The following is a 24,002-nucleotide window of genomic DNA, read 5'->3' on the forward strand; positions in this document are numbered from 1 at the left end:
GGGCCACGGGCTCTACCGTAATCTTGGACAGTCGCTGCCGGCGACGTGGCTCCGTCCTGTCCTCCGCGAGGTGAGCGGGCGCAGCCACCCGAACTTCGGTTCGCCGGCGCAAGAGTGTGACCAGCAGGGGCTGCGGAACCGTAGCCACGAGACCAGTCACGTCCCCGACCAGGGACGTGAGAACGCATCAAAGAAGCAAGGGGTAGCCCTCCGATGGCAACGTACGCGATCGTCAAGACCGGCGGAAAGCAGTACAAGGTCGCTGTAGGTGACCTCGTCAAGGTCGAGAAGATCGAGGGAGCGCCCGGAACGGCTGTCTCGCTTGCTCCTGTTCTCGTCGTCGACGGGTCCGAGCTGACCACCGGGGCCGACAAGCTGGCCGGCATCACCGTCACCGGTGAGGTCGTCGAGCACACCAAGGGCCCGAAGATCCGCATCCACAAGTTCAAGAACAAGACCGGGTACCACAAGCGTCAGGGACACCGGCAGAAGCTGACCGTCCTGAAGGTCACCGGCATCAAGTAAGTCCTGATACCGGTCTCCATCCGGCGTCTCTGCGTCACCACGGCTCGTTCCACCAGGGCTCGTCCATCACGGCACCGGCTCCACCAACCCCGGGAGGGTTTCTCATGGCACACAAGAAGGGCGCGTCCAGCTCACGCAACGGTCGCGATTCCAATGCTCAGCGTCTCGGCGTCAAGCGCTTCGGCGGACAGTCGGTCAGCGCGGGCGAGATCCTCGTCCGTCAGCGCGGCACCCACTTCCACCCGGGTGTGAACGTCGGCCGTGGCGGCGACGACACGCTCTTCGCCCTCTCGGCGGGTGCAGTTCTCTTCGGCACCAAGCGTGGCCGCAAGACCGTCAACATCGTCCCGGCCGCCGCGGAGGCCTGATTCTCCTGCGGCGCCCGCGAGGCCCGGCTTCGGCCGTTCGCGCGACGTCAGTGCACGTTCCCGTCAGGGGCGGTTCGGAGGGCTCGTCCTCCGTCCGCCCCTGACGGCGTTTCACCCCTCGGCGCCCCTGTCGGCCGCCGATCTCTCAGCAGTTCAGCATCATCTGCCTTTCGGAAGGACCCTCCACCCATGTCGCGTTTCGTCGACCGTGTCACCCTGCACGTCAGTGCGGGAAAGGGCGGTAACGGGTGCTCCTCCGTCCACCGGGAGAAGTTCAAGCCCCTCGGTGGTCCGGACGGCGGCAACGGCGGCCGCGGCGGCGACGTGGTCCTCGTGGTGGATCCGAGCGTGCACACCCTTCTCGACTTCCACTTCCACTCCCATGCGAAGGCAGGAAACGGCACGCAGGGGGCCGGCAGCAATCGCGACGGCGCCGTCGGCGAGGACCTGATCCTGGGTGTCCCGGACGGCACCATGGTTCTCGACAGCGACGGCCGGATCCTTGCCGACCTGGTGGGCGAGGGCACGCGTTTCGACGCGGCGGCCGGCGGTCGCGGCGGCCTGGGCAACGCCGCCCTCGCATCGCGAGCACGCAAGGCGCCCGGCTTCGCGCTGCTCGGCGAGGACGGGGTCGAGCGCGACCTGGTCCTGGAGCTCAAGTCCGTGGCCGACGTCGGTCTGGTGGGCTTCCCGAGCGCCGGAAAGTCGTCTCTCGTCTCCGTGCTCTCGGCCGCCAAGCCGAAGATCGCCGACTACCCGTTCACGACACTGGTCCCGAACCTCGGCGTCGTCTCGAGTGGCGACACCACGTTCACCGTCGCCGACGTCCCCGGCCTCATCCCCGGCGCCAGCCAGGGCAAGGGGCTGGGCCTGGACTTCCTGCGTCACCTCGAGCGCTGTGCCGTGCTCGCCCACGTCGTCGACTGCGCGACCCTCGATCCGGGTCGTGATCCCGTGTCCGACGTCGACGCTCTCGAGGCCGAACTGGCCGCGTACACGCCCGCCCTGTCGAGCGACGCCGGCCTGGGCGAGTTGGCCGATCGCCCGCGCATCGTCGTGCTCAACAAGGTGGACGTTCCCGAGGCGCAGGAACTGGCCGACATGGTACGCGAGGACTTCGAGGCCCGCGGCTGGCCCGTCTTCGCCATCTCCGCGGTGAGCCGTGAAGGTCTGCGCCCCTTGACCTTCGCCCTCGCGGAGCTGGTCGCGCAGTACCGCATCGATCATCCCAAGGCCGTCGCGCGTCGGCAGGTCATCCGGCCCGTCGCCACCGACAAGGCGGGCTTCAGCGTCATCTCCGATCCTGACGAGCCGGGCGGCTTCATCGTGCGCGGCGAGCGCCCGGAGCGGTGGGTCATGCAGACGGCCTTCGACAACGACGAGGCCGTCGGTTACCTCGCCGACCGACTCGCTCGTCTCGGTGTCGAGGCGGAACTGGTCAAGCAGGGCGCGCAGCCCGGGGCGTCCGTGACCATCGGCGACGTCAGCTTCGAGTGGGAGCCGCAGACCCCCGCCGGTGTCGACGTCACCATGACCGGCCGCGGTACCGACTCGCGTATCGACCAGGTCGAGCGCATCGGCGCGCCCGAGCGCAAGCACGCCCGCCGTGTCCGTCGAGGGCTGGAGAGCGACGAGCAGTGACCGCGACGCAGCCGCACGGGAGTACGCGGGAGATCATCGCGTCGGCGCGCAGCATCGTCGTGAAGATCGGGTCGTCGGCTCTCACCAGCATGGAGGCCGGACTCGACCTCGCCCGGCTGGACGCGTTGGCGGATGCGATCGAGGCGCGGATGCGTGCCGGGTCCGACGTCGTCGTCGTGTCGTCCGGAGCGATCGGTGCCGGTATGGCGCCGTTGGGTCTCAAGCAGCGGCCTCGTGACCTGGCGACGAAGCAGGCCGCGGCCAGTGTCGGCCAGTTGGCGCTGGCGCACGCGTGGGGCACCTCCTTCGGCCGCTACGGTCGGACCGTCGGTCAGGTGCTGTTGACGGCGGACGACATCGCCCGTCGGTCGAATCACCGCAACGCTCAGCGCACCTTCGACCGACTGCGCTCACTCGGCGCCGTGGCCGTCGTCAACGAGAACGACACCGTCGCGACGGCCGAGATCCGCTTCGGCGACAACGACCGTCTCGCAGCCCTGGTCGCGCACCTCGTCGGCGCGGACGCGTTGCTGCTGCTGTCCGATGTCGACGGCCTCTACGACGGCGACCCCCGCAAGGACCCCGACGCGACCTTCGTCCGCGAGGTCGCGAGTACCGAGGATCTCGACGGCGTCGTCGCCGGATCGGGCGGCTCCCTCGGCACCGGCGGCATGGCGTCCAAGTTGTCCGCGGCCCGTCTGGCAGCGGACGCGGGTGTTCCCGTCCTGCTGGCGGCGGCGTCCGAGGCGGCTTCCGCGCTCAGTGGCGGACCGGTGGGGACCACGTTCACCGCGCGCCCGAACAGGTTGTCGGCCCGCCGATTCTGGGTCCGTCATGCCGCGGACACCGCCGGCGCCCTCACGCTCGACGACGGCGCCGTCACCGCGGTGATCGGCCGACGACGCTCGCTGCTCTCGGCAGGAATCGTCTCGGTCAGTGGCTCGTTCGACGCCGGCGACGTGGTGACCCTGCACGGCGTCGACGGCACCGTGGTCGCGCGCGGAGTCGTCGCGTACGACGCGGCGGAGCTCGCCGGCATGATCGGTCGCTCGACGGGCGATCTCGCCCCCGAGGCCCGACGCCCCGTGGTGCACGCAGACGACCTCGTCCCGGGCTGAGCGACCGGTCAGGCCGGCGCCGAGGCGGCGAGCACGCGCCGGAGTGCGAGGGCCAGCAGCGCCACCGCGACACCGGCCGCGACCATCGACCACAGCGCCCAGCCGAAGCCGGTCAGCTCTGCGAGAGAGCCGAACGCGACGGGTGCCAGCAGCACCCCGATCCGGGCGATCAGCGACACCACTGTGAGGGCCGTGCCCGCGGTGATGCCGGGGAGTCGTCCGGCCAACCCGAACGCAGCCGGAAAGATCGGTGCCGCACCGAATCCCGCGACGGCGAACATCACCGAGGCGATCACGGGCGAGCTCACCACGGGTGCCGCCAGGAACGCGGCCGCGATGAGCAGTGCGCCGCCCATCAACACGGCGTGGCGTCCGACGCGGTCCACCACGGCGTCACCGACGAGGCGTCCGACGAACATCGCGGACGAGAAGGCCACGACGGTGAGTCCCGCCAGTCCCGGCCCGGCCCCGAGATCGGTGGAGTAGATCGCACCCCAGGACTGCGGCACGTCCTCGACCAGGGCGCACACCAACACGAGCCCCCCGAGCAACGCCAGGGCGCCGGAGAACACGCGCCGTGACCCTCGGCCGGACTGTCGAGGGACGGTGTCGGGCACGGCGCGTCCGTCGGGAACCAGCGAGCGGTGAGCCACCAGCGCGAGCGCCAGCAGGACCCCACCGACGAGAGCGAAGTGGACGAGCACGGCGAGTCCGATCCCGGCCGCGGCGGCGCCCGTGAGGCCGCCGGTGACGGCCCCTGCGCTCCACGCCGCGTGGAATCGGTTGAGAAGCGAACGCCGCCGGTTCTTCTCGACGATCACCCCCTGCGCGTTCATCGCCACGTCCATGACGGCGTCGGCCCCGCCCAGGACGGCGAGAGCGAGTGCCAGTGCCCACCACGTCCCGGCGAGTGCCGGGAGTACGAACGCCAGGCACAGCACCGTCGCGGAGAGCAGGACGACTCGGTGACTGCCGAGCCGCCGGATACCGACGGCGGCGAGGGGAGTGGCGAGAAGGCCGCCGGTGCCGACTCCCGCGAGCGCCAGACCGAGCACCGACGCGTCGAGTTCGAGAGCATCGCGGATCGCAGGCAGGCGCGGCGCCCAGTTACCGAGCACCGCACCGTTGACGAAGAAGATCGCCGCGACGGCCCACGGGGCACCGCCGACGGTCCTGCCGTCCGTCACAGAAAGGACGCCAGGACCTCGGAGCAGCCGGCCTCGATCTTCTGGGCGGCGAACTCGTCCCCGCGGGTGCGTCCTCGGTTGACGATGAACACGGGGATGTCGTTCTTCCACGCGTGCCGGACGAAGCGCAGTCCGGACATGACGGTGAGCGAGGACCCCAGCACCACGAGCGAGCGCGCGGCGTCGACCATGTCGTAGGCGCTCCGGACGCGCGGCTTGGGCACGCTCTCACCGAAGTAGACGATGTCGGGTTTGAGGATGCCACCGCACACCTCGCAGCCGACCATGCGGAAGTGGGCGGTGCTCTCGATGATCGCGTCGGCGTCCGGGGCGATCTCGACGCCGTCGGCACCGACGACGGACTCGATGAAGCCGGGATTGGCAGCGGTCAGACGTTCGTCGAGAGCCACGCGGGAGACGAGGCGATCACAGTCGAGGCAACGGACCCGGCCGTACACACCGTGCAGGTCGATCACCGAGCGGGAGCCGGCCTTGGTGTGCAGCATGTCGACGTTCTGCGTGATGACGCCGGAGACGGTACCCACGCGCTCGAGCTCGGCGAGGGCGCGGTGCCCGGCGTTGGGGCGGGTGGCGTCCATGTGGCGCCAGCCGACGTGGTTGCGAGCCCAGTAGTGACGTCGGAAATCGTCGTCGCCGATGAACTGCTGGAACGTCATCGGGTTGCGCGGCGGAGAGTCCGGGCCCCGGTAGTCGGGAATTCCCGAGTCCGTGGACATCCCGGCACCGGTCAGCGCGACGACGCGGCCGTCGGCCATCGCGTCCTGCAGAGAGAGGGCGCTGCGCGGCGACCGATCGAGAGAGCGTGGGGAAACCGAGGTCACGTCTCCAGAGTAGGTCGCCGCGTGGGCTGGGGTGGAGCGGCAGGGTGGGATGTGCACACCTGCCACAGAGCGAACACACCCCGCTGCATCCTGAAGGGTGTCGTCGCTCGCGGCAGGGTGTGTTCGGTCGGCCCGTGGCGTCAGGCAGGAACCTCGATCAACGGGTAGACGCCGTTCTCGTCGTGACGCTCGTTGCCGACGACGGGCGGGTTGAACACGCACAGCATCCGCATGCGGGTCCGCGTCTCCACCGTGTGACGCTCGTGCCCGTTCAGCAGGTACATCGACCCCGGACCCAGGTCGTACGTCTCACCGGTCTCGCGGTCGGTGAGCGTGCCCTCGCCCTCGATGAGCCAGACGGCCTCGACGTGGTTGGCGTAATGGAAGTTGTTGACGGTGTTCGGCTCGATGGTGGTCTCGTGGAACGAGAACCCGACCTTGTCACCGCCCAGGACGATCCGCTTGGAGCGCCACTGGCCGTCCTCGCTCGCGATGTCGCGCTCGGTTCCGGTGATGGCCTCGGTGGTGCGAACGATCATGTGGTCCTCCTCGTGCTGTGCAGACGTGCGGAACGCGATTCGGTCAGGAGCAGACGGTCGCGGTGGCGTCGGCCAGGATGCCGAGGCCGTGATCGAGATCCTCCTCGGTGATGGTGAGCGGCGGAAGCAGCTTCACCACCTCGTCGGAGGGTCCGGACGTCTCGGCGAGCAGGCCCTTGTCGTAGGCGAGCGCAGTGACCTTCGACGCCTTCTCTGCGTCGTCGAACACGAGACCCTGGACCATGCCGCGACCGCGGGTGCTCAGACCCTCGAAGCGGGCCGAGAGATCGATGAACGCGTCCTGGATCCGCTCGCCCTTGGCCAGGATCGACGCCTCGAACGCGCCGTCGGCCCAGTAGTGGTCGAGCGCGGCCTTGCTGGTGACGAAGGCCGGGCTGTTGCCGCGGAACGTGCCGTTGTGCTCGCCGGGACCCCAGACGTCGAGTTCCGGGCGCATGAGCGTCAGTGCCATCGGCATGCCGTAGCCGCCGATCGACTTCGACAGCGTGACGATGTCCGGCACGATGCCGGCGTCCTCGAAGGAGAAGAACGGCCCGGTGCGGCCGACGCCCATCTGCACGTCGTCCACGATGAGCAGGATGTCGCGGCGCTTCAGCAGATCTGCGAGCCCGCGCAGCCACTCGGCACGGGCGACGTTGACGCCGCCCTCACCCTGGACCGTCTCGACGATGACGGCCGCGGGGCGGTTGATGCCGCTTCCCGAGTCGTCCAGCACTCGTTCCATCCACTGGAAGTCGTCCGTGGCACCGCCGAAGTAGTTGTCGAACGGCATCGGGGTCGCGTGGACCAGCGGGATGCCGGCGCCGGCGCGCTTCATGGAGTTGCCGGTGACGGACAGAGCGCCGAGCGTCATGCCGTGGAACGCGTTCGTGAAGTTGATGACCGAGGAACGGCCGGTGACCTTTCGCGCCAATTTGAGCGCGGCTTCCACGGTGTTCGTTCCGGTGGGTCCGGGGAATTGCACCTTGTAATCCAACCCGCGGGGCTCGAGAATGCGCGTGGTGAACGACTCGAGGAATTCGCGTTTCGCGACGGTGGACATGTCGAGACCGTGCGTGATGCCGTCCCGCATGATGTAGTCGACCAGTGCCTGCTTGAGCACGGGATTGTTGTGGCCGTAATTGAGCGCACCGGCTCCGGCGAAGAAGTCGAGGTAGCGACGGCCGTTCTCGTCGGTGATCCACGAACCCTGCGCGGTGTCGAACACTGCGGGCCACTGTCGGCTGTAGCTGCGGACCTGCGACTCGCGGGCCTCGAAGATGTCGGTGGTGGTGTCGGTCGGGGTGATGCTGGTGGTCATCGAGGTCCTTCGGGTGTGGTCGTCGGAAGTGTCGGCGAGCGTGCCGTCGAACGGGCCGACCGTGTAGAGGTCCTCCGGCTCGTGGCTGTCGGGAAAGTCCTTCGCTGCGAACAGATCTCGTCGGGTGATGGTGGTGTCGCGTCGTCGCGCCAGAGATGTGAAGAGGGCGATCGACGCGTCGTTGTCGGGGCTGATGGTGGTCTCGAGGAAGCGTGCTCCGCGTGGGGTGGTGCGGTCGACGAGGCCCTGCAGCATGCGCACGGCCAGGCCGTGCCCGCGCTGGTCGGAGTCGACCGCCACCTGCCAGACGAACAGGGTGTCGTCGGCGTCGGGACGGATGTATCCGGTGACGAAGCCGACCGGACGGTCGTCGGCGTCCACTGCCACGATCGAGGTGTCGGAGAAATCGCGGCACCACAGCACGTACGAGTAACTGGAATTGACGTCCAGTACTCGGGAGTCCCTCGCGATCTCCCACAATCGCGTCCCGTCGGCCACGCATGGTGGGCGGAACGAGAAATCGATGTCGTCGGTCGGGGCGGCTCTCTGTAACACTGGCGTCATATTGCAGACGAACGTAACAAGGCTGACCGGACATGTCAGGCGCCCTCGTCGTCAGGCACGAGAATGGCACGCCTATCGCCAGTACGTTCGCCCCTTGTGAGTGTGGTCACACGACGATGCGTTCGCCGGCGACTCGGGGGCCTGCCGCGGCCCGCGGGAGGCGCGGGAACCCTCGCAGCGGCACCGCGGCGTGGGGCTGCTGTGACCAGTGTGAACAGCGTGATCAAGACTGAATGGTCTCGACGACGGTGAAATAAATGGTCAGAGCCCGGCGAGGCACCCACCGTTCCCGTTCGGTGATGGCTAATGTCCGGCACACTATGACTCCCACGGTCAGACTTCCCCGGCCCGCCCGACTGCGAGGCGCCGCTGCACGTGTCGGTGCAGCCAGCTCGACCCCCGTCGCGATGGTGCTCGCCGTTCTGCTCCCCACCGTGGCGGCCGGAGTGTTCTGGGTCTCGCAGACCGATCGCCCCGCCACCACCGGCACCGTTTCCGTCGCCGCCACTGCGGGCGGGTCCACGACGGACCCGCTCGCGTCGAGTCGGGCCGCCCTGACCAACACGGTCCTGCCGCTGCAGATCCTGAGTGGCGGTATGGCCGAGCTGTCCGACGGCAGCGTGGAGCTGGACGACGGCGCTCACCAGATGTCCGACGGCCTGCACCAGGCCCGCGACGGCTCGGCCGAACTCGCTGACGGCATGACCCAGCTCCGAGCCGGCCTCTGGCAGCTCGGTGACGGCTCGTCGCAGGTGAGCGGAGGAGTCGATCGCGTGGTGGGTGCGCTCACCGGCGTCGGAGCCGCGCAGGGCCAGATCGAACTGATCGTGCAGCAGACTCTCGACTCGCTCGCCGCGTCCACCGATCCGGGCGCCGCCGCGTCCGCGGATCAGCTGCGGCCGGTCCTCGACCTGCTGCGCACCCAGGGACTGAACGCCGGGGTGATGACCGACCTGCAGACGCTGCGCGACGGTGCGCGCACCGTGGCGTACCAACTCGACGACCCGTCCTCGGAGTTCGTCGACGGCATGGTGCGTGCCACCGACGGATCCGCGCAGCTGCGCGACGGCCTCGTCCTGCTCGACGACGGCGGGGTACGCCTCGTCGACGGCACCACGCGCCTGGTCGGGGGAGTCGGCCCGATGGAGACCATGTTCTCCACTCTGCGTACCAACGTGGAGAAAGCGTCCACCTCGCTGCCGGCAGCCGAGCGGATCGAACCCGACCCGGCCGGCGGCGGTACCTCGTACGTGGTGCGGTCCGCCTCGGACGCGTGGCCGTACCTCGCGGCGGCGTTCGCGCTCGTCGCAGCAGCGCTCGTCGGATTCTTCGTCCCGCGCGCCCGCGCCGCGGTCCTGGGGGCGGTGGCCACCGCGTCGACGATGGTGCTGGCCCTGACGTTCGCCGACACCGGCGCGAGTCTCTCGGGCTCGATGGTCTCGACCGTCCTGATCGGAGTCTGGGTCGCCGCGGTGGCCACTGCGGCCCGTGCATTGCGCACCGCACTCGGAGCCGTCCGTGCCGGAGTGGTGCTCGGGGTCCTCGGGCTCGTCCAGGTGGTGCTCGGCGGGCTGGTCCTGCGCGGGGTCGGTGGTCTGCCCGACACGGTCGGACTCTTCACCCCCCTCGGCCAACTGGTCCGGTCGTTGGAGAACGCCGCCGCGGGCGGAAGCATCGTCACCTCGCTCGTGTCGGTGATCGCCGCACTGGTCACGGTGGCTGTATCGGTGGCCGTCCTGGCCGCGCATCGCACGATCGACGACGCGGAACCGGTCGACCACGGCGCCGATGCGGCTGTCGAGAACGACGCCGACGAGGCCGACCGAACCGAGGACGACAGCGTCTCGTCCTCCGTACGCTAGGACCACCGGCCGGACGATCCCGCGGCAGGAATACCTGTCGGCGCCGGGTGGGCGGAGGAGCGTGACGTGCTGCTCGACGGAGCCAACGCACTGATCTACGGGGGCGGCGGTGTCGTCGGGAGCCGGCTGGCCGTCGCCCTGGCCCGCGACGGAGCGCGCGTGCACCTCGCCGGCCGCTCCCGGACGAAGATGCAGCACGTCGTCGACATCATCCGCGCGGACGGTGGCCACGCCGAGGCGGCCGTCATCGACGTGCTGGACGAGGTCGACGTCGACGAGTACGTGGACGTCGTCGCCGCCTGCTCCGGGAGCATCGACGTGTCGATCGACGTCATCATCCCTGGCCGGGCGTCGCGTTCGACCCACTCCGAAGCGTCGGCGCGTCGGCTCGATCGCACCGAGGTCGCGGATCTCGAACGTCCGGTCCTGGACGCGCTGCGTGCCCACTTCATCACCGCGCGGGCGGCCGCACGGCACATGGTGTGCCAGCACTCCGGTCTCATCCTCGTTCCGCGCTGCCTGCCGACCGCAGGCGACGCGGGGCTGGACGCGTCGTCGCTGGCCTCCGTCGTCATCGATCGGCTCGCCGCGCAACTCGCCGGCGACCTGGTCGGCACCGGGGTGCGCGTCACCGCCGTCGACACCGATCCGACGTCGGCCGACGAGACGGCCCGACGGCTGGTGGCCGCGGCGTCAGACGGCGATACGTAGCGCCTCGACGAGATCCCGGTACAGGGTGTCGGTGTCGAGCAGCTCGCGGTGCGTTCCCTTCGACCGGACACGTCCGCGCTCGAGCACAAAGATGGTGTCCGCGTCGATGACCGTCGACAGGCGGTGCGCGATGGTCACCACGGCACCGTGCACCGACAGGTCGCGGATGGCGTCGTGGATGGCGGCCTCGGTGATGCCGTCCACCTGCGCGGTGGCCTCGTCCAACAGCAGGATGTCCGGTGGGCGGACGATGGCACGGGCCAACGCGATGCGCTGACGCTCGCCGCCCGAGACCGCCGAGTCGCGCAACTCGGTGGCGAGACCGGCCGGCAACAGCTCGATCTTCTCGGCCAGCCGCACGCGTTCGAGTGCCGCCCACAGCTCGGCGTCGGTCGCGTCCGGGTGGGTGAGCCGGAGATTGTCGGCGATCGTGCCCGGCAGTGTGGGTGTGGCCTGCTCGACGTAGCCGATGCGCGCGCGGATCTGACTGTGGGACAAGGCCGAGTACGGGACACCGTTCAGGGCGAGTTCGCCGTCCCGCGGTTCGAGGAAGCGCAGGATCAACGAGAACAGCGTCGTCTTGCCGGCGCCCGACGGCCCGACGACGGCGGTGTGGCCGCGCGACGGAATGCTCATGTCGATCGCGTTCACCGCGGCGCCCTCGTCGCCGTACCCGGCCGTGACCCGAGTGAGGGTGAGCGCCGAGACCTCCGCGCTCGCCGGCAGGTCCGCGACCGCGGTGGGCGCCTCCTTCTCGAGGTCCATCACCTGCACCTCACGAATGCGGGCCGCGGCGGCGATGCCGCGCTGCAGCTGCGAGACGTAGAGCGTGAGCTGGGCGACCGGGCCCACCAACTGGAACGCGTAGAGCAGGAACGCGACCAGGCTGGAGACGGCCAGCGCTCCCGAGCTCACCCGATACGCGCCCACGCCGAGCACTGCGATGATGGTGAGCTGGATCCCGGAACCGGTGATGGTCCACGCCCAGGCCTCGAGACGCACTGCCCGGATACCGTAGGACGCCGAGACGCGGGCCTCCTCGATGACCAGCTCGCTCGAACGACTCTCCGCCCGACTGGCCTTGACCGTGCGAACGGCGCGCAACGCGCCCTCCAGGATGCCGCCGAGCCGACCCATCGCCTCCTGTGCATTGCGTTGAGCGCGAGCCACCTTCGGCATGAGGAACCCGGCGGCGACACCGATGAGACCGATGCCGAGCAGAGCCGTCCCGAGGAGGGGGAGGTCGAGGGTCGCCATGAGCACGATGACACCCACGATCGCGATGCTGCCGTTGACGATCTCGACCAGCGCCCAGGACGACGCCTCGCGGAGCAGCATCGTGTCGGACGTGACCCGCGTGAGCATCTCGCCCGCGGGACGAGCGGTGACCGCCGGGATGGTGGCGCCGAAGAACCGCCGCACCATCGATGATCGCGCCTCGAGCACGACGCGTTCTGCCATGGTTCCCAGGAGCAGGCGTTGAGCCAGACCCACGATGATCCCCACGACGAGGAGCCCGACCAACAGGACGATGGCCGACCGCGTGGCGCCCGGGACGTCGAAGGAGTCCAGCAGTCGCTTGGTGACCAGCGGAGTGGCCAGGGACGACGCGGTGACCAGCAGACCGAGGAGCAGACCGAACCGGAACAACCGGCGATGCGGGCGGATGAAGGTCCAGAGGAGGCGGAGATTGGGGAGCCGACCTGGTGCATCGGGAGTAGCTGTCGTCACCTCGTCACACTAGTCGCGCGCCGACAGACACCCCTTCTGTCCATCCTCGGCCTACCCGGCCGTCCCCGGCCTACCCGACCACCCGCGGCCGGCCTCCGGCCTACCCGCGACCGATCAACGCGAACGGAAGCACCGCATCGGCCCCCGCCTGCCGGAGCGCCCGCGCCGCCATGGTGAGCGTCCACCCGGTGTCGGTGGAGAGATCGAGCAGCAGGACGGGTCCGCGATGCGCCGTCAGATCGGGTGCCTCGAAGGCGTCCACCAACGAGGCGACGCGGAACGCCGAGTTCGCGCCCGAGACGGGCCGGGCATCGGGCCGACGGTGCAGAACGCCCAGTGGCTCCAGCCTGCCGACCCTCGCCAGACGCTCCCCGAGGTCGTTCAACAGCGCCGGTCGGGAGTCGCTCTCCATGACCATCAGCCCGGTGGGCCGCTCGTCCCACGTCCACTCCGCGAGGACCTTGATGCACGCGGCCTCCAGCCCGTCGGGTGCCGGACCGTCCTCGCCGTCCGTCAGCGCGCGCAGGCGTGGTCCCCACACCGGGTCGGTGAGGCGGCCGAGGATGCGGCCGGTCTCCGGGCCGTCGGTGATCTTCCCCGACAGCTCGACGCCGACCTTCTTCAGTCCCGTCGGCCACTGCTTGCGGATGGCGAGGTCCAGCCCGGGTCGATCGAGACGGCGACGGGTCGACTCCACGTGATCGGCCGACACGTCCGCGGAGAGGTGCTGCCCGGTGCAGTTGTCGCAGCGCCCGCACCGGTCCGCCTCCGCATCCCCGGTGAGGGACGGATCGTCGAGTTGCCGGCGCAGGAACGCCATCCGGCACTCGTCGGTGCTCTGGTACTCGATCATCGCGCGCTGCTCGGACAGCCGTGCCTCGTCGAGTCGTTCGTAGCGCTCCCGGTCGTAGTGCCAGTGTTCCCCGGTGCCGAGCCAACCCCCCTTGACCCGCCGGACGGCACCGTCGACGTCGAGGACCTTGAGCACCATCTCGAGCCGAGTGCGTCCGAGCTCGACGAGCGGTTCGAGAGCCTGGGTGGACTGGGCGCGCTCGGTGTCCAGCACCTCGAGCACCCGACGTACGACGTGTTCGCGAGGGAAGGCGACGGACGCGAAGTAGCTCCAGATCTCCCGGTCCTCCGGACCGGGCAGGAGGACGACGTCGGCGCGCTCGGTGGCGCGACCCGCGCGGCCCACCTGCTGGTAGTAGGAGATGGGCGACGACGGTGCACCCACGTGCACGACGAACCCCAGATCGGGTTTGTCGAAACCCATGCCCAACGCCGAGGTCGCGACGAGCGCCTTCACACGGTTCTGCAGCAGATCCTGTTCCGCCGCTTCGCGTTCCGTCGGATCGGTCTGGCCGGTGTAGGCGGCCACCTCCATTCCTCGATCGCGCAGCAGCGCCGCGAGGTCGTTGGCTCCCGCGACCGTCAGCGAGTAGACGATGCCCGAGCCGGGCAGGGTCTCGAGATGGTCGGCGAGCCAGGCGATGCGCGCCGTCGGATCGGGGATGGTGACCACGGACAGGTGCAGCGACTCGCGCTGGAGACCGCCACGCAGGACGGTGGTGTCGGCCCCGCCGACACCGAGCTGTGCCGCGACGTCCTCGACCACCCGATCGTTCGCGGTGGCCGTGGTGGCGAGAACGGGGACCCCCTCGCGCAACTCGGCGATGAGCGACCTGATGCGGCGATAGTCCGGCCGGAAGTCGTGACCCCAGTCGGAGACGCAGTGCGCTTCGTCCACCACGACGAGCCCCGCGTCCGCGGAGAGCGAGGGCAGCACCTGATCGCGGAAGTCCGGATTGTTCAGCCGCTCCGGGCTCACCAGCAGCACATCCAGTTCACCGGCCGCGACGCGTGCGTGGACGTCGTCCCACTCGGTGACGTTGCCCGAGTTGATGGTGGCGGCGGTGACCCCGGCGCGCTCGGCAGCCGCGACCTGGTTGCGCATGAGCGCGAGCAGAGGCGACACGATGACGGTCGGTCCGAGCCCCTGCTCGCGCAACAGGCGTGCGGCGATGAAGTACACGGCCGACTTTCCCCACCCGGTGCGCTGCACGACGAGTGCGCGTCGATGATGGACGACGAGCGCCTCGATCGCCGTCCACTGGTCCTCACGGAGAACGGCATCGGGGCCGGCGAGGTCGGTCAGCAGCTCCTGTGCGCGCTCACGGGTACTCATGCGTCACGCGTCCCGGCGAGAGCCCGGTCGACCTCGGTGACGGTGGGAGCCGAGGACCCCGCGCCGTCGCGCGTGGTGGCCACGGCCGCTGCCGCACACGCGCGCCGAACCGCGGCGGCGGGGCCGTCGCGCCACGCGGCGGCGAGCGTGCCGGCGAAGACGTCGCCGGCGCCCGTGGTGTCGACGGCCTCGACGGCGGGCGAGGGATGGGTGGTGACGACGCCGTCGGCGCCGCGATGGCGGGCACCGTCGGCCCCCAGCGTGGTGACCACGTGCGGAATGCGGGCGAGTGCGTCGACCCCCAGGGCGTTCTCCTCGTCGCGGTTGACGATCGCGACGTCGACGAGACCCAGCAGATCGTCGGAGAGCGGTTGCACCGGTGACGGATTGAGGAACACGAGCGTGCCGTTGGCCCGCGCGTGTCGCGCCGCCGCGACGACCGTCGCGACGGGCGTCTCGAGTTGGCACAGCAGGACGTCGGCTTCGGCGACGGCAGCCAGTTCCTCCGCCGTGAGCTCGGTCAGGGTCTCGTTGGCACCGCCCACGACGACGATGGAGTTCTCCGCGGCGTCGTCGACCGTGATGACAGCGACGCCACTCGCGCCCTCGACCTCGCGCAGCAGCGACGCGTCGACCTCGGCCCCGACGAGGGTCTCGCGCAGTTCGAGCGCGAAGGTGTCGGAGCCGACTGCTCCGACGAAGACGACCTCGGCGCCGGCCCGAGCGGCGGCGACCGCCTGATTGGCGCCCTTGCCGCCGGGGGAGGTGCGGAACGCGCTGCCGAGGACCGTCTCACCCGGTGCGGGCAGCGTGGAGGTGCGGGCGACGAGGTCCATGTTGATGCTGCCGACGATGGTGATGCGGGGACGTGCGGTGTCAGGATCGGCCATGGTGCACGACACTAACGGGTGGTTCGGACACCCGAGCCGTCTCGACGAGCGGGCGGCCAGTCCACGAACGACTTGCTCCGCGGCGGCGCGAACGTGCGCACCTTGGACGTGCGGAGACCCTGCCGGACCAGCCCCTCGGCGACGGTGATCGCCGCGGTCACCCCGTCGACGACGGGAACGTCGACCCTGGCCCGCACGGCGGCGTCGAGACCGGACATTCCGCCGCACCCCAGGACGATCACCTCGGCTCGGTCGTCGCGCACCGCGCGCTCCGCCTCGTCGACCACGGCGCGCACCGCGGCATCGGGATCACGGTCGAGGTCGAGCACCCCGAGGCCGCTGGCGCGGACCGACGCGCAGCGGGTGTGCAGGCCGGCGACGAGCAGCCGGTCCTCGATCAGCGGGACCGTGCGGTCCAGTGTGGTCACCACCGAGTACGACCGCCCGAGGAACATCGCGGTGCTCGCCGCGGCCTCGGTGATGTCGACGACGGGAACGTCGAGCAGCTCCTGGAGTCCCTCGCGGCCGTGCTCGCCGTAGCCGGCCTGCACGACGGCGTCGAACGGTTCCGCGTACGCGCGGACGGTCTCCATGACCGCGACGGCGGCGAGGTACGACTCGTAGTTGCCCTCCACCGACTCGGCCCCGAACGCCGGCGTCAGCGCGACCACGGTGGTGCCCGGCGACGCAATCTCGCGGGCGCGCGCACCGATGGCCTCGGTCATGGATCGCGTCGTGTTGACGTTGACGACGAGGATGCGCACGGCAGCTCCGGAGTTCGACGGGAACGGGGTTCGGCGTCGCTCAGAGTAGACCCGCTCCGCAGGCCGGAAGATATATCGCGAACTCGGTTACGTTGGCAGCGCACGAGCGTGAACCGAACGAGAGGACCGGACCCACACCATGGCCGAACTGTTCTGCAACGGAGGCGCCATGCGTGGCGGCAACCTGCACCACAACGTCTCCAGTCACACCTTCCTCGGCTCGGTGCGGACGGCGCCGAACTACCGGTTCTTCGCGGTGCGCGACGAGTTCCCCGGCCTGCTGCTGACCGAGACCGGTGGCGCCTCCATCGCCGGTGAGCTGTACGACGTCCCGATGGAGAACATCCGCACCGACTTCCTGCCGGAGGAGCCCGTCGAACTCGAACTCTCGGTCATCGAGCTCGCCGACGGACGGTCGGTGATGGCCGTGGTGCTGCGACCGGGCCTGGTCGACTCGCTGTCCTCAGAGCTCACCGAGATCACGGATCTCGGTGGGTGGCGTGCCTACCGCGGGCTTCCCGATCCGGACGAGACCGTCTCTGCGGGGGCATGAGTCGTGTCCGCCGCTGCTGACTTCCTCCTCTTTCCCGATCTCGCCTCGCGCGCTCTGGGCGGGTCGGTGAGCGCCGCCAACGACGAGTTGTTCGCGCAGCGCGAGAACCTGATCAAGCCGACGGCGCCGTTCTTCGATCCGTCGGAGTTCGGCCACAAGGGCAAGGTGTACGACGGCTGGGAGACCCGCCGCCGACGCGACGACGGGCACGACTGGGCTCTCGTGCGGCTGGGTGCGGCGGGCATCGTGCACGGCGTCGTCGTGGACACCGCGTTCTTCCGCGGCAACTATCCGCCGTTCGTGTCGGTCGAGGCCGCGTCCGTCGAGGGCTACCCCTCGGCCGAGGAACTGTCGACGGTGCAGTGGCACACCATCGTCGAGAAGTCGCCGGCCGACGGCGACACGGCGAATCTGTATCCCGTGACCGACACCCGTCGCTGGACCCACGTCCGGTTGTCGATCTATCCGGACGGGGGAGTGGCGCGGTTGCGGGTGCACGGCGAGGTGGTGCCAGACCCGCGGTTCCTGACCGGAACGGTCGATCTGCTGGCGGCGGAACACGGTGGGCGGCTCGTGGAGTGCTCGGACGCGTTCTACGCGTCTCCGGCCAACATCATCCTGCCCGGCCGTGCCCGGAACATGGGTGAGGGGTGGGAGAACTCGCGTCGGCGAGGCGGCGGAAACGACCACGCGACGTTCGCTCTCGCTGTCGCCGGGGTGCCGCGGCACGTGGAGGTCGACACGTCGTACTACGTCGGCAACGCCCCGGGCTGGGTGCGACTGAGCACCGTCGACGATCGGGTCGCCGACGTCGCGGATCCGTCCGCGTGGGCCGAGGTCCTGCCGCGCACGGCGGTCCAGCCCGACACGCGGCACCTGTTCCTTCTCGACGGCGCCCCTGCCGCAACACATCTGCGCCTCGACGTCTACCCGGACGGGGGTCTGTCCCGGCTGCGGTTGTTCGGCGATCCGGACGAGCGTGGCCGCGTCGACGCGCGCGCCGCCTGGTGGGACGGGCTTCCCGCCGAACACCGCGCACTCCTCGCCGAGCAGGCCCCGGCATGAGCGCGTGGGATCTCGCGTTCCGCGCGCGCCGTGCGGTCGTGACCGCGGCCGACGGTTCCCGTACCGAGACGGCGTGCACGGTGGGGGTGCGGGACGGCCGCATCGTCGCCGTCGTGGGTCACGACGATCCCGTCGATGCGGACGTCGTCGTGGACCTGGCCGACGACGAGGTACTGCTCCCGGGCCTGGTGGACACCCACGTGCACGTGAACGAGCCCGGTCGCACCGAGTGGGAGGGTTTCGCGAGTGCGACGGCCGCCGCGGCCGCCGGGGGCATCACGACCCTGATCGACATGCCGCTCAACAGTATTCCGTCGACGGTCTCCACCGACGCACTCGACGTCAAACGAGCGGTGGCCGAGCCCGAGGCTCGCATCGACGTCGGCTTCTGGGGTGGCGCCGTACCCGGCAACGTCCCGGACCTGCGCGCGATGCACGAGGCCGGTGTCTTCGGCTTCAAGTGCTTCCTGTTGCACTCGGGTGTCGACGAGTTCCCGCCTCTCTCGCCCGACGAGCTCGAGGAGGCGATGCGGGAGATCGCCTCGTTCGACGGACTGCTGATCGTGCACGCCGAGGACGCGCAGATCATCGCCGACTCCGAGAACGCCGGCGGCCGGGACTACGCAGGTTTCCTCGCGTCGCGACCGCGCGCCGCGGAGAACACGGCCATCGCCGACGTGATCGCGGCGTCGCGGCGGACGGGATGCCGCGTCCACATCCTGCACCTGTCGAGTGCCGACGCCGTGCCGCTCGTGGCGGCGGCGAAGAAGGACGGTGTGCGGATCACTGCCGAGACCTGCCCCCACTACCTGTCGTTCGCGGCGGAGGAGATCGCGGACGGGGCGACCCAGTTCAAGTGCTGCCCGCCCATCAGGGAGGCCGACAACCGGGACGCGTTGTGGCAGGCGTTGTCCGACGGCGTGATCGACACGGTGGTCACCGATCACTCGCCGTGCACCACGGAGCTCAAGCGGTTCGACATCGGCGACTTCGGTGTCGCGTGGGGCGGCATCGCCTCGCTGCAGGTGTCCTTGGCCGCCGTGTGGTCCGAGGCCCGTCGGCGTGGGCACTCTCTCGCCGACGTCGTCGGGTGGATGTCCGCGGCGACGGCGGCTCAGGTCGGACTGGAGAGCAAGGGCGCGATCGCGGTGGGCAAGGACGCCGACCTGGCGGTGTTCGCACCGGACCAGGAGTTCGTGGTGCACGCGGAGGAACTGAGGCACAGGAATCCGGTGAGTGCGTACGACGACCGCACGGTGACGGGCTGTGTGCGCTCGACCTGGCTCGCCGGACGACGCATCGATCTCGACGGCCCACCGCAGGGAAGGCTGCTGACGCCCGGCTGATTGCAGATTGTTGACAATCGGACGATCGTCCTCGACAGTGAGGGCATGACTGCAGCAGCATTCGTGCCTCGAACAGCCGACGCCTCCACCGGTGCTCACACCGCTCGGCTGTCGCCCGTCCTGAAGCAGGCCACACCCATCGTCGTGGATCACGCGTCGGGAAGCTGGATCACCGGGACCGACGGGCGCCGCTACCTCGACTTCACCACGGGTATCGGCGTGACCAGCACCGGACACTGCCATCCGCGCGTGGTCGCGGCGGCGCGCGAGCAGGTCGGCAAGATCATTCACGCGCAGTACACGACCGTCATGCACACGCCTCTGCTCGAGTTGACCGAGAAGCTCGGCACCGTCCTGCCGCTCGGCCTGGACAGCGTGTTCTACGCCAACTCGGGGTCCGAGGCCGTCGAGGCGTCGATTCGTCTGGCGCGCATGGCCACCGGCCGCCCGAACATCATCGCGTTCCACGGCGGCTTCCACGGTCGCACCGTCGCCGCGGCGACACTCACCACAGCCGGGACCAAGTTCCGGTCCGGCTTCGCTCCGATGATGGGCGGCGTCCACATCGCGCCGTTCCCGTACGCGTTCCGGTACGGCTGGGACCTCGACACCGCGGTGACCTTCGCCTTGCGTGAGCTCGACTACCTGCTGCAGACCGTGTCCGCCGTCGCCGACACCGCGGCGTTCATCATCGAGCCGGTCCTGGGCGACGGTGGTTACCTTCCCACCCCGCCGGCGTTCCTGGACGGACTCCGAGAGCGAGCCGATCGGCACGGCATCGTGCTCATCGTGGACGAGGTCCAGGCGGGAGTGGGTCGCACGGGGAAGTTCTGGGGTCACCAGTTCTCCGATTCCACCCCGGACGTTCTCATCACGGCCAAGGGTCTCGCCAGCGGCTTCCCGATCTCCGCGATCGCCGCCTCGACCGCCCTCATGAGTACCGCCCTGCCGGGATCGCAGGGCGGCACCTACGGCGGGAACGCGGTGGCCGCGGCGGCCGCCGTCGCGACGCTCGACGTGGTCGAGGACGAGGGCCTCGTGGAGAACGCCCGTCTGCGCGGGGAGCAGCTTCTCGGTGGACTGCGTGAGATCGCGGCTCGGCACGACGAGATCGGAGATGCCCGCGGGCTCGGTCTGATGGCGGCATTCGAGTTCGTCGACGATGCCGGGGACGCCGATCCGGGCGCCGCGCTCGCTCTGCAGAAGGCAGCGCTCGACCGCGATCTCCTGTTGTTGACGTGCGGTGCGCTGGGCAACGTGGTGCGCATCATCCCGCCCCTCGTGGTGACGCGGGACGAGGTCGAGCTGGGACTCGAGCGCATCGCGGAGGCGTGCGACGCGGCGCTGGGAGTTCGGTCGTGACGACGACGGTCGACCGACCCGTGCCGGTGGCCGATCGCAGCATTCTGATCGGTGGTCGATGGCGGGACGCGGTGGACGGCCGCACGTTCGACGTCGAGAACCCTGCCACCGGCGAGACCATCGCGCGTGTCGCCGACGGGGGGCCCGCCGACGCCGCTCTGGCGCTCGATGCCGCGAGCGCCGCCCAGTCTGCGTGGGCGGCGACGTCGCCGCGGGAGCGGAGCGTCGTGCTGCGCCGTGCGTTCGACCTCGTGGTCGAGCGGACGGAGGACCTCGCCGCCGTGATGACCGCCGAGATGGGCAAGCCGCTCGTCGAGGCGCGCGGCGAGGTCGCCTACGCAGCCGAGTTCCTTCGCTGGTTCTCCGAGGAGGCCGTCCGCATCGCCGGCGATCACACCCTGACCGGCGACGGGTCGACGCGCATGGTGGTCACACGAGTACCGGTGGGACCGTGTGTGCTGGTGACGCCCTGGAACTTTCCGCTTGCCATGGGTGCCCGCAAGATCGGGCCCGCTGTGGCCGCCGGATGCACCATGGTGTTCAAGCCGGCCGAACAGACACCGCTCACCTCGCTCGCTCTGGCCCGCATCTTTCAGGAGGCCGGACTGCCGGACGGCGTCCTCAACATCGTCACGACCTCGGACGCGGGTGGCGTCGTCGAACCGTGGTTGCGCAGCGGTGTTGCTCGGAAGCTGAGTTTCACGGGCTCCACCGCCGTCGGCAGGCTGTTGCTCGGCCAGGCGGCGTCCACCGTCATGCGGACGTCGATGGAACTGGGCGGGAACGCGCCCCTCGTCGTCTGTGCGGACGCCGATCTGGGGACGGCGCTCGACGGAGCCATGATCGCCAAGATGCGCAACATGGGGGAGGCCTGCACCGCCGCCAACCGGTTGTTCGTCCATCGGTCCGTCGTCGACACCTTCGCGGAGCAGCTGACCGCGCGGATGGCCGAGCTGACCGTGGGAGACGGTGCGCACGAGGGTGTCCGGGTCGGCCCGCTGATCGATGCGCAGGGCCGCGCGAAGGTGCAGCGCCTCGTCGACGACGCGGTGAGACTCGGCGCGCGGATCCTGACCGGCGGTGCCACGCCGGAGGGGCCGGGATACTTCTACCCTCCGACGGTGCTGGTGGACGTCCCACCCGACGCCGAGATCGTGCACACCGAGATCTTCGGGCCGGTCGCCGCGATCATCACCTTCGACGACGAGGACGAGGTGGTGCGCATCGCCAACGACACCGAGTGGGGTCTCGTGGGCTACGTGTTCACTCGCGACGTCGACCGGGCCTTCGATCTGGGCGAGCGTCTCGAAGTGGGCATGGTCGGTCTCAACACCGGGCTGGTGTCCAACCCCGCGGCACCCTTCGGCGGGGTCAAGCAGTCCGGACTGGGGCGTGAGGGCGGGCGTCTCGGCATCGACGAGTTCCTCGAGGTGAAGTACTTCGCCGTGCCGCGTCGGCCGGGGCGGACGCTGTGACGGCCACTCGACGGCTGACACCCCTCGACGCCCGCACCACGTCGATCGTCATCGCGGACCAGTTGCGCGAGCGCATCATCGACGGATCGTTCGCACCGGGGGAGCAGGTCCACGAGGCGACGGTCGCGACCGAACTCGCCGTCTCCCGCGGACCCGTTCGCGAGGCGCTGCAGCGGCTGAGTCAGGAGGGGCTGCTCGTCTCCTTCCGCAATCGCGGCGTCTTCGTCGTCGAGCTGGGTGAGTCCGACGTCGCCGAGATCTACCAGGCGCGCGCGGCCATCGAGATCGGTGCCGCGTTCACCGTTCTGCGGCGTGGTGACTCCGGACGCGTCGCGGACGCGTTGTCGCGCATCGTGGTCGAGATGCAGCCGGCCATCGACCGGGGCGACTGGCGGTCGGTGGCGGAGCGGGATCTCGCGTTCCACACCGCACTGGTCGCGGCGACGGGCAACAGCCGGATGAGCCGAATGTACGCGACGCTCGCCGCCGAGGCCCGCATCTGCATGGCCAACCTCGAGACCGCGTACCACCGGCCCGACGCGTTGATCGAGGAGCACACGCTGCTCGTCGATCTGCTGCGAGCGCAGGACTGGGCCCGGCTCGAACCTGCTCTGCGCGAACACATGGACACCGCCGTCCACGATCTGACGGCGTCGCTACGTGAGTCGGCGGAGACCGCGTAGTCACTCGCGCTGCGCCCGTGGGTGCGAGCACCTACGCTCGCTCCAGGAACCCGGATAGCCTCGAAAATGTCAGGGGTACAGCATGATCGACACGATCAGTACGGCCGAACACAGCTCCCGCCTCGCTGCCGTGCGTGCCGTCATGGCCGAGCGGGGTCTCGCGGCGCTCATGATCACCGATCCGTCGAACATCTACTATCTGACGGCCTACAACGCCCTGTCGTTCTACACCCCGCAGGTGCTCTTCGTGCCGGCCGAGGGCGACATGCTGTTCTTCGCCCGCGCCATGGACGCGCACGGCGCCTCACGCACGTCGTGGCTTCCCGACGACCAGGTGTTCGGCTATCCGGAGACCTTGGTGCAACGGCCGGACACCCATCCCTTCGTCTGGGTGGCCGACACGCTGCGCGGACTGAGCCTGGTCTCGAACTTCGAGCACGGCCAGGTGGGGCTCGAGATGGACTCCTACTACTTCAGCCCCAAGGCGTTCGAAGCGCTCGTGAAGTGCCTGCCGGAGTACCGGTTCGTCGATTCGCGGGAACTGGTGAACTGGGTGCGATCGGTGAAGTCGGACACCGAGATCGAGCTGATGCGCGGGGCGGCGGCGATCTGCGAGAGCGCCATGGCGACCGCGATGGACGCGATCGCCGTCGGTGCGCGCCAGTGCGACGCCGCCGCGGCGATCTCCGCGGCGCAGGTACGCGGCACGGACGACTTCGGCGGCGACCACCCGGCCATCGTTCCGATGCTGCCCACCGGTGAGGGTGCGGACACCCCGCATCTCACCTGGACCGACCGGCCGTTCCGGGACGGGGAGTCGACCGTGGTGGAACTGACCGGGGTGTTCCGCCGCTACCACGTCCCGATGGCGCGGACGGTCTCGCTCGGGCGACCGGACCCGCGCATGGCCGGTCTCGCCGCCGCCACCGACGACGCACTCGGAGCCGTGCTCGCGGAGATGAGGCCCGGAGTGCAGACCAGTGACCTCGCGGCGACGTGGAACCGTGAACTGGGCCGGGCGGGATTTCACAAGCCTTCCCGCATCGGGTACTCGATCGGCATCGCGTACGCGCCGGACTGGGGCGAGCGCACCGTCAGCCTGCGCAGCGACGACGCCACGATCCTGCAGCGCAACATGACGTTCCACGTCATCGGCGGTATGTGGCTCGACGGTTACGGATACGAGGTGTCCGAGTCCGTGGTGGTCACCGACACCGGTATCGACACCTTCACCGCCTACCCGCGATGCCTGACAGTCAAGGAGTGA

At 69.7% G+C, this 24,002-nt stretch carries 21 protein-coding genes and 1 pseudogene; 13 read left to right on the forward strand and 9 right to left on the reverse strand.

Translation table 11 applies throughout. The features are described from left to right. Positions 1 to 213 precede the first annotated feature (213 nt). From rplU to proB, 4 genes are all read left to right on the forward strand, one after another. Positions 214 to 525 (forward strand): 50S ribosomal protein L21, encoded by a 312-nt coding sequence (gene rplU / locus OG947_RS18155; RefSeq protein ID WP_027505669.1) that lies wholly within the window; start codon positions 214 to 216, stop codon positions 523 to 525. 104 nt (positions 526 to 629) lie between these two features. Further along, on the forward strand, positions 630 to 893 hold the full coding sequence (rpmA, locus tag OG947_RS18160) for a 50S ribosomal protein L27 (protein ID WP_027505670.1): 264 nt from the start codon (positions 630 to 632) through the stop codon (positions 891 to 893). A 189-nt stretch (positions 894 to 1,082) separates the two neighbouring features. After that, positions 1,083 to 2,534, forward strand: a complete 1,452-nt coding sequence (gene obgE / locus OG947_RS18165; protein WP_027505671.1) for a GTPase ObgE — start codon at positions 1,083 to 1,085, stop codon at positions 2,532 to 2,534. Further along, positions 2,531 to 3,652, forward strand: a complete 1,122-nt coding sequence (gene proB / locus OG947_RS18170) for a glutamate 5-kinase (protein WP_328812569.1) — start codon at positions 2,531 to 2,533, stop codon at positions 3,650 to 3,652. Before obgE ends, proB begins: the two co-directional genes overlap by 4 nt. A gap of 8 nt (positions 3,653 to 3,660) precedes the next feature. On the opposite strand, the gene OG947_RS18175 is transcribed toward proB, so the two are convergent. The 5 genes and pseudogenes from OG947_RS18175 to ectA all read right to left on the reverse strand — a co-directional run. Further along, a complete protein-coding gene (locus OG947_RS18175; protein WP_328812570.1) occupies positions 3,661 to 4,839 on the reverse strand; it encodes an MFS transporter in 1,179 nt (392 codons plus the stop codon). Then, complete coding sequence (locus OG947_RS18180) at positions 4,836 to 5,615, reverse strand: Sir2 family NAD-dependent protein deacetylase (protein ID WP_027505673.1); 780 nt, start codon at positions 5,613 to 5,615, stop codon at positions 4,836 to 4,838. The genes OG947_RS18175 and OG947_RS18180 overlap by 4 nt, the downstream gene beginning before the upstream one ends. Before the next feature lie 206 nt (positions 5,616 to 5,821). Continuing rightward, positions 5,822 to 6,220 (reverse strand): ectoine synthase, encoded by a 399-nt coding sequence (locus tag OG947_RS18185; protein WP_027505674.1) that lies wholly within the window; start codon positions 6,218 to 6,220, stop codon positions 5,822 to 5,824. Positions 6,221 to 6,263: 43 nt separating this feature from the next. Beyond that, positions 6,264 to 7,541 carry a diaminobutyrate--2-oxoglutarate transaminase gene (gene ectB, locus OG947_RS18190; protein ID WP_027505675.1) on the reverse strand — a complete coding sequence of 426 codons (1,278 nt, stop codon included), beginning with the start codon at positions 7,539 to 7,541 and terminating at the stop codon, positions 6,264 to 6,266. Positions 7,542 to 7,601: 60 nt separating this feature from the next. Then, positions 7,602 to 8,105, reverse strand: a pseudogene (gene ectA, locus OG947_RS18195) (diaminobutyrate acetyltransferase); the annotation flags it as partial. A gap of 320 nt (positions 8,106 to 8,425) precedes the next feature. Here ectA and OG947_RS18200 point away from each other — a divergent pair. Beyond that, complete coding sequence (locus OG947_RS18200; RefSeq protein ID WP_162246773.1) at positions 8,426 to 9,967, forward strand: hypothetical protein; 1,542 nt, start codon at positions 8,426 to 8,428, stop codon at positions 9,965 to 9,967. A gap of 66 nt (positions 9,968 to 10,033) precedes the next feature. Beyond that, positions 10,034 to 10,678, forward strand: a complete 645-nt coding sequence (locus OG947_RS18205; RefSeq protein ID WP_051613342.1) for an SDR family oxidoreductase — start codon at positions 10,034 to 10,036, stop codon at positions 10,676 to 10,678. Here the strand turns inward: OG947_RS18205 and OG947_RS18210 are convergent. The 4 genes from OG947_RS18210 to OG947_RS18225 form a co-directional block, all read right to left on the reverse strand. Next, positions 10,661 to 12,409: an ABC transporter ATP-binding protein gene (locus OG947_RS18210; RefSeq protein WP_027505676.1), complete on the reverse strand. Its 1,749-nt coding sequence runs from the start codon at positions 12,407 to 12,409 to the stop codon at positions 10,661 to 10,663. The genes OG947_RS18205 and OG947_RS18210 overlap by 18 nt on opposite strands. Before the next feature lie 100 nt (positions 12,410 to 12,509). Next, positions 12,510 to 14,597, reverse strand: a complete 2,088-nt coding sequence (locus tag OG947_RS18215; RefSeq protein ID WP_285185683.1) for a RecQ family ATP-dependent DNA helicase — start codon at positions 14,595 to 14,597, stop codon at positions 12,510 to 12,512. Further along, complete coding sequence (locus tag OG947_RS18220; protein WP_328812572.1) at positions 14,594 to 15,487, reverse strand: PfkB family carbohydrate kinase; 894 nt, start codon at positions 15,485 to 15,487, stop codon at positions 14,594 to 14,596. The genes OG947_RS18215 and OG947_RS18220 overlap by 4 nt, the downstream gene beginning before the upstream one ends. 11 nt (positions 15,488 to 15,498) lie before the next feature. Beyond that, a complete protein-coding gene (locus OG947_RS18225) occupies positions 15,499 to 16,251 on the reverse strand; it encodes an aspartate/glutamate racemase family protein (protein ID WP_027505679.1) in 753 nt (250 codons plus the stop codon). A gap of 139 nt (positions 16,252 to 16,390) precedes the next feature. On the opposite strand from OG947_RS18225, the gene OG947_RS18230 reads away from it, so the two are divergent. The 7 genes from OG947_RS18230 to OG947_RS18260 all read left to right on the forward strand — a co-directional run bounded on the left by OG947_RS18230 (position 16,391) and on the right by OG947_RS18260 (position 24,002). Then, positions 16,391 to 16,804 (forward strand): allophanate hydrolase-related protein, encoded by a 414-nt coding sequence (locus tag OG947_RS18230; RefSeq protein WP_222638439.1) that lies wholly within the window; start codon positions 16,391 to 16,393, stop codon positions 16,802 to 16,804. Between the two features lie 3 nt (positions 16,805 to 16,807). After that, positions 16,808 to 17,869, forward strand: a complete 1,062-nt coding sequence (gene alc, locus OG947_RS18235) for an allantoicase (protein WP_222647189.1) — start codon at positions 16,808 to 16,810, stop codon at positions 17,867 to 17,869. Beyond that, positions 17,866 to 19,215, forward strand: coding sequence for an allantoinase AllB (gene allB, locus OG947_RS18240; protein WP_328812573.1), 1,350 nt, complete (start codon positions 17,866 to 17,868; stop codon positions 19,213 to 19,215). Before alc ends, allB begins: the two co-directional genes overlap by 4 nt. A 45-nt stretch (positions 19,216 to 19,260) precedes the next feature. Further along, positions 19,261 to 20,577: an aspartate aminotransferase family protein gene (locus OG947_RS18245; RefSeq protein WP_328812574.1), complete on the forward strand. Its 1,317-nt coding sequence runs from the start codon at positions 19,261 to 19,263 to the stop codon at positions 20,575 to 20,577. Further along, positions 20,574 to 22,052: an NAD-dependent succinate-semialdehyde dehydrogenase gene (locus OG947_RS18250; RefSeq protein WP_328812575.1), complete on the forward strand. Its 1,479-nt coding sequence runs from the start codon at positions 20,574 to 20,576 to the stop codon at positions 22,050 to 22,052. The genes OG947_RS18245 and OG947_RS18250 overlap by 4 nt, the downstream gene beginning before the upstream one ends. Continuing rightward, complete coding sequence (locus OG947_RS18255; RefSeq protein WP_328812576.1) at positions 22,049 to 22,735, forward strand: GntR family transcriptional regulator; 687 nt, start codon at positions 22,049 to 22,051, stop codon at positions 22,733 to 22,735. Before OG947_RS18250 ends, OG947_RS18255 begins: the two co-directional genes overlap by 4 nt. Before the next feature lie 82 nt (positions 22,736 to 22,817). Beyond that, complete coding sequence (locus OG947_RS18260) at positions 22,818 to 24,002, forward strand: Xaa-Pro peptidase family protein (RefSeq protein WP_328812577.1); 1,185 nt, start codon at positions 22,818 to 22,820, stop codon at positions 24,000 to 24,002.

Origin of the sequence: Rhodococcus sp. NBC_00297 (assembly GCF_036173065.1) — a bacterium.
In the GTDB taxonomy this organism is placed as follows: domain Bacteria; phylum Actinomycetota; class Actinomycetes; order Mycobacteriales; family Mycobacteriaceae; genus Rhodococcoides.

What these genes read in the sequence shown, in the direction of transcription:
- OG947_RS18180 (WP_027505673.1), bottom strand. Translation starts at nt 5,615, where the DNA reads ATGGCCGACGGCCGCGTCGTCGCGCTGACCGGTGCCGGGATGTCCACG.
- obgE (WP_027505671.1), top strand. Translation starts at nt 1,083, where the DNA reads ATGTCGCGTTTCGTCGACCGTGTCACCCTGCACGTCAGTGCGGGAAAG.
- OG947_RS18260 (WP_328812577.1), top strand. Translation starts at nt 22,818, where the DNA reads ATGATCGACACGATCAGTACGGCCGAACACAGCTCCCGCCTCGCTGCC.
- allB (WP_328812573.1), top strand. Translation starts at nt 17,866, where the DNA reads ATGAGCGCGTGGGATCTCGCGTTCCGCGCGCGCCGTGCGGTCGTGACC.
- OG947_RS18245 (WP_328812574.1), top strand. Translation starts at nt 19,261, where the DNA reads ATGACTGCAGCAGCATTCGTGCCTCGAACAGCCGACGCCTCCACCGGT.
- OG947_RS18200 (WP_162246773.1), top strand. Translation starts at nt 8,426, where the DNA reads ATGACTCCCACGGTCAGACTTCCCCGGCCCGCCCGACTGCGAGGCGCC.
- OG947_RS18185 (WP_027505674.1), bottom strand. Translation starts at nt 6,220, where the DNA reads ATGATCGTTCGCACCACCGAGGCCATCACCGGAACCGAGCGCGACATC.
- ectB (WP_027505675.1), bottom strand. Translation starts at nt 7,541, where the DNA reads ATGACCACCAGCATCACCCCGACCGACACCACCACCGACATCTTCGAG.
- rpmA (WP_027505670.1), top strand. Translation starts at nt 630, where the DNA reads ATGGCACACAAGAAGGGCGCGTCCAGCTCACGCAACGGTCGCGATTCC.
- rplU (WP_027505669.1), top strand. Translation starts at nt 214, where the DNA reads ATGGCAACGTACGCGATCGTCAAGACCGGCGGAAAGCAGTACAAGGTC.
- OG947_RS18220 (WP_328812572.1), bottom strand. Translation starts at nt 15,487, where the DNA reads ATGGCCGATCCTGACACCGCACGTCCCCGCATCACCATCGTCGGCAGC.
- OG947_RS18215 (WP_285185683.1), bottom strand. Translation starts at nt 14,597, where the DNA reads ATGAGTACCCGTGAGCGCGCACAGGAGCTGCTGACCGACCTCGCCGGC.
- OG947_RS18230 (WP_222638439.1), top strand. Translation starts at nt 16,391, where the DNA reads ATGGCCGAACTGTTCTGCAACGGAGGCGCCATGCGTGGCGGCAACCTG.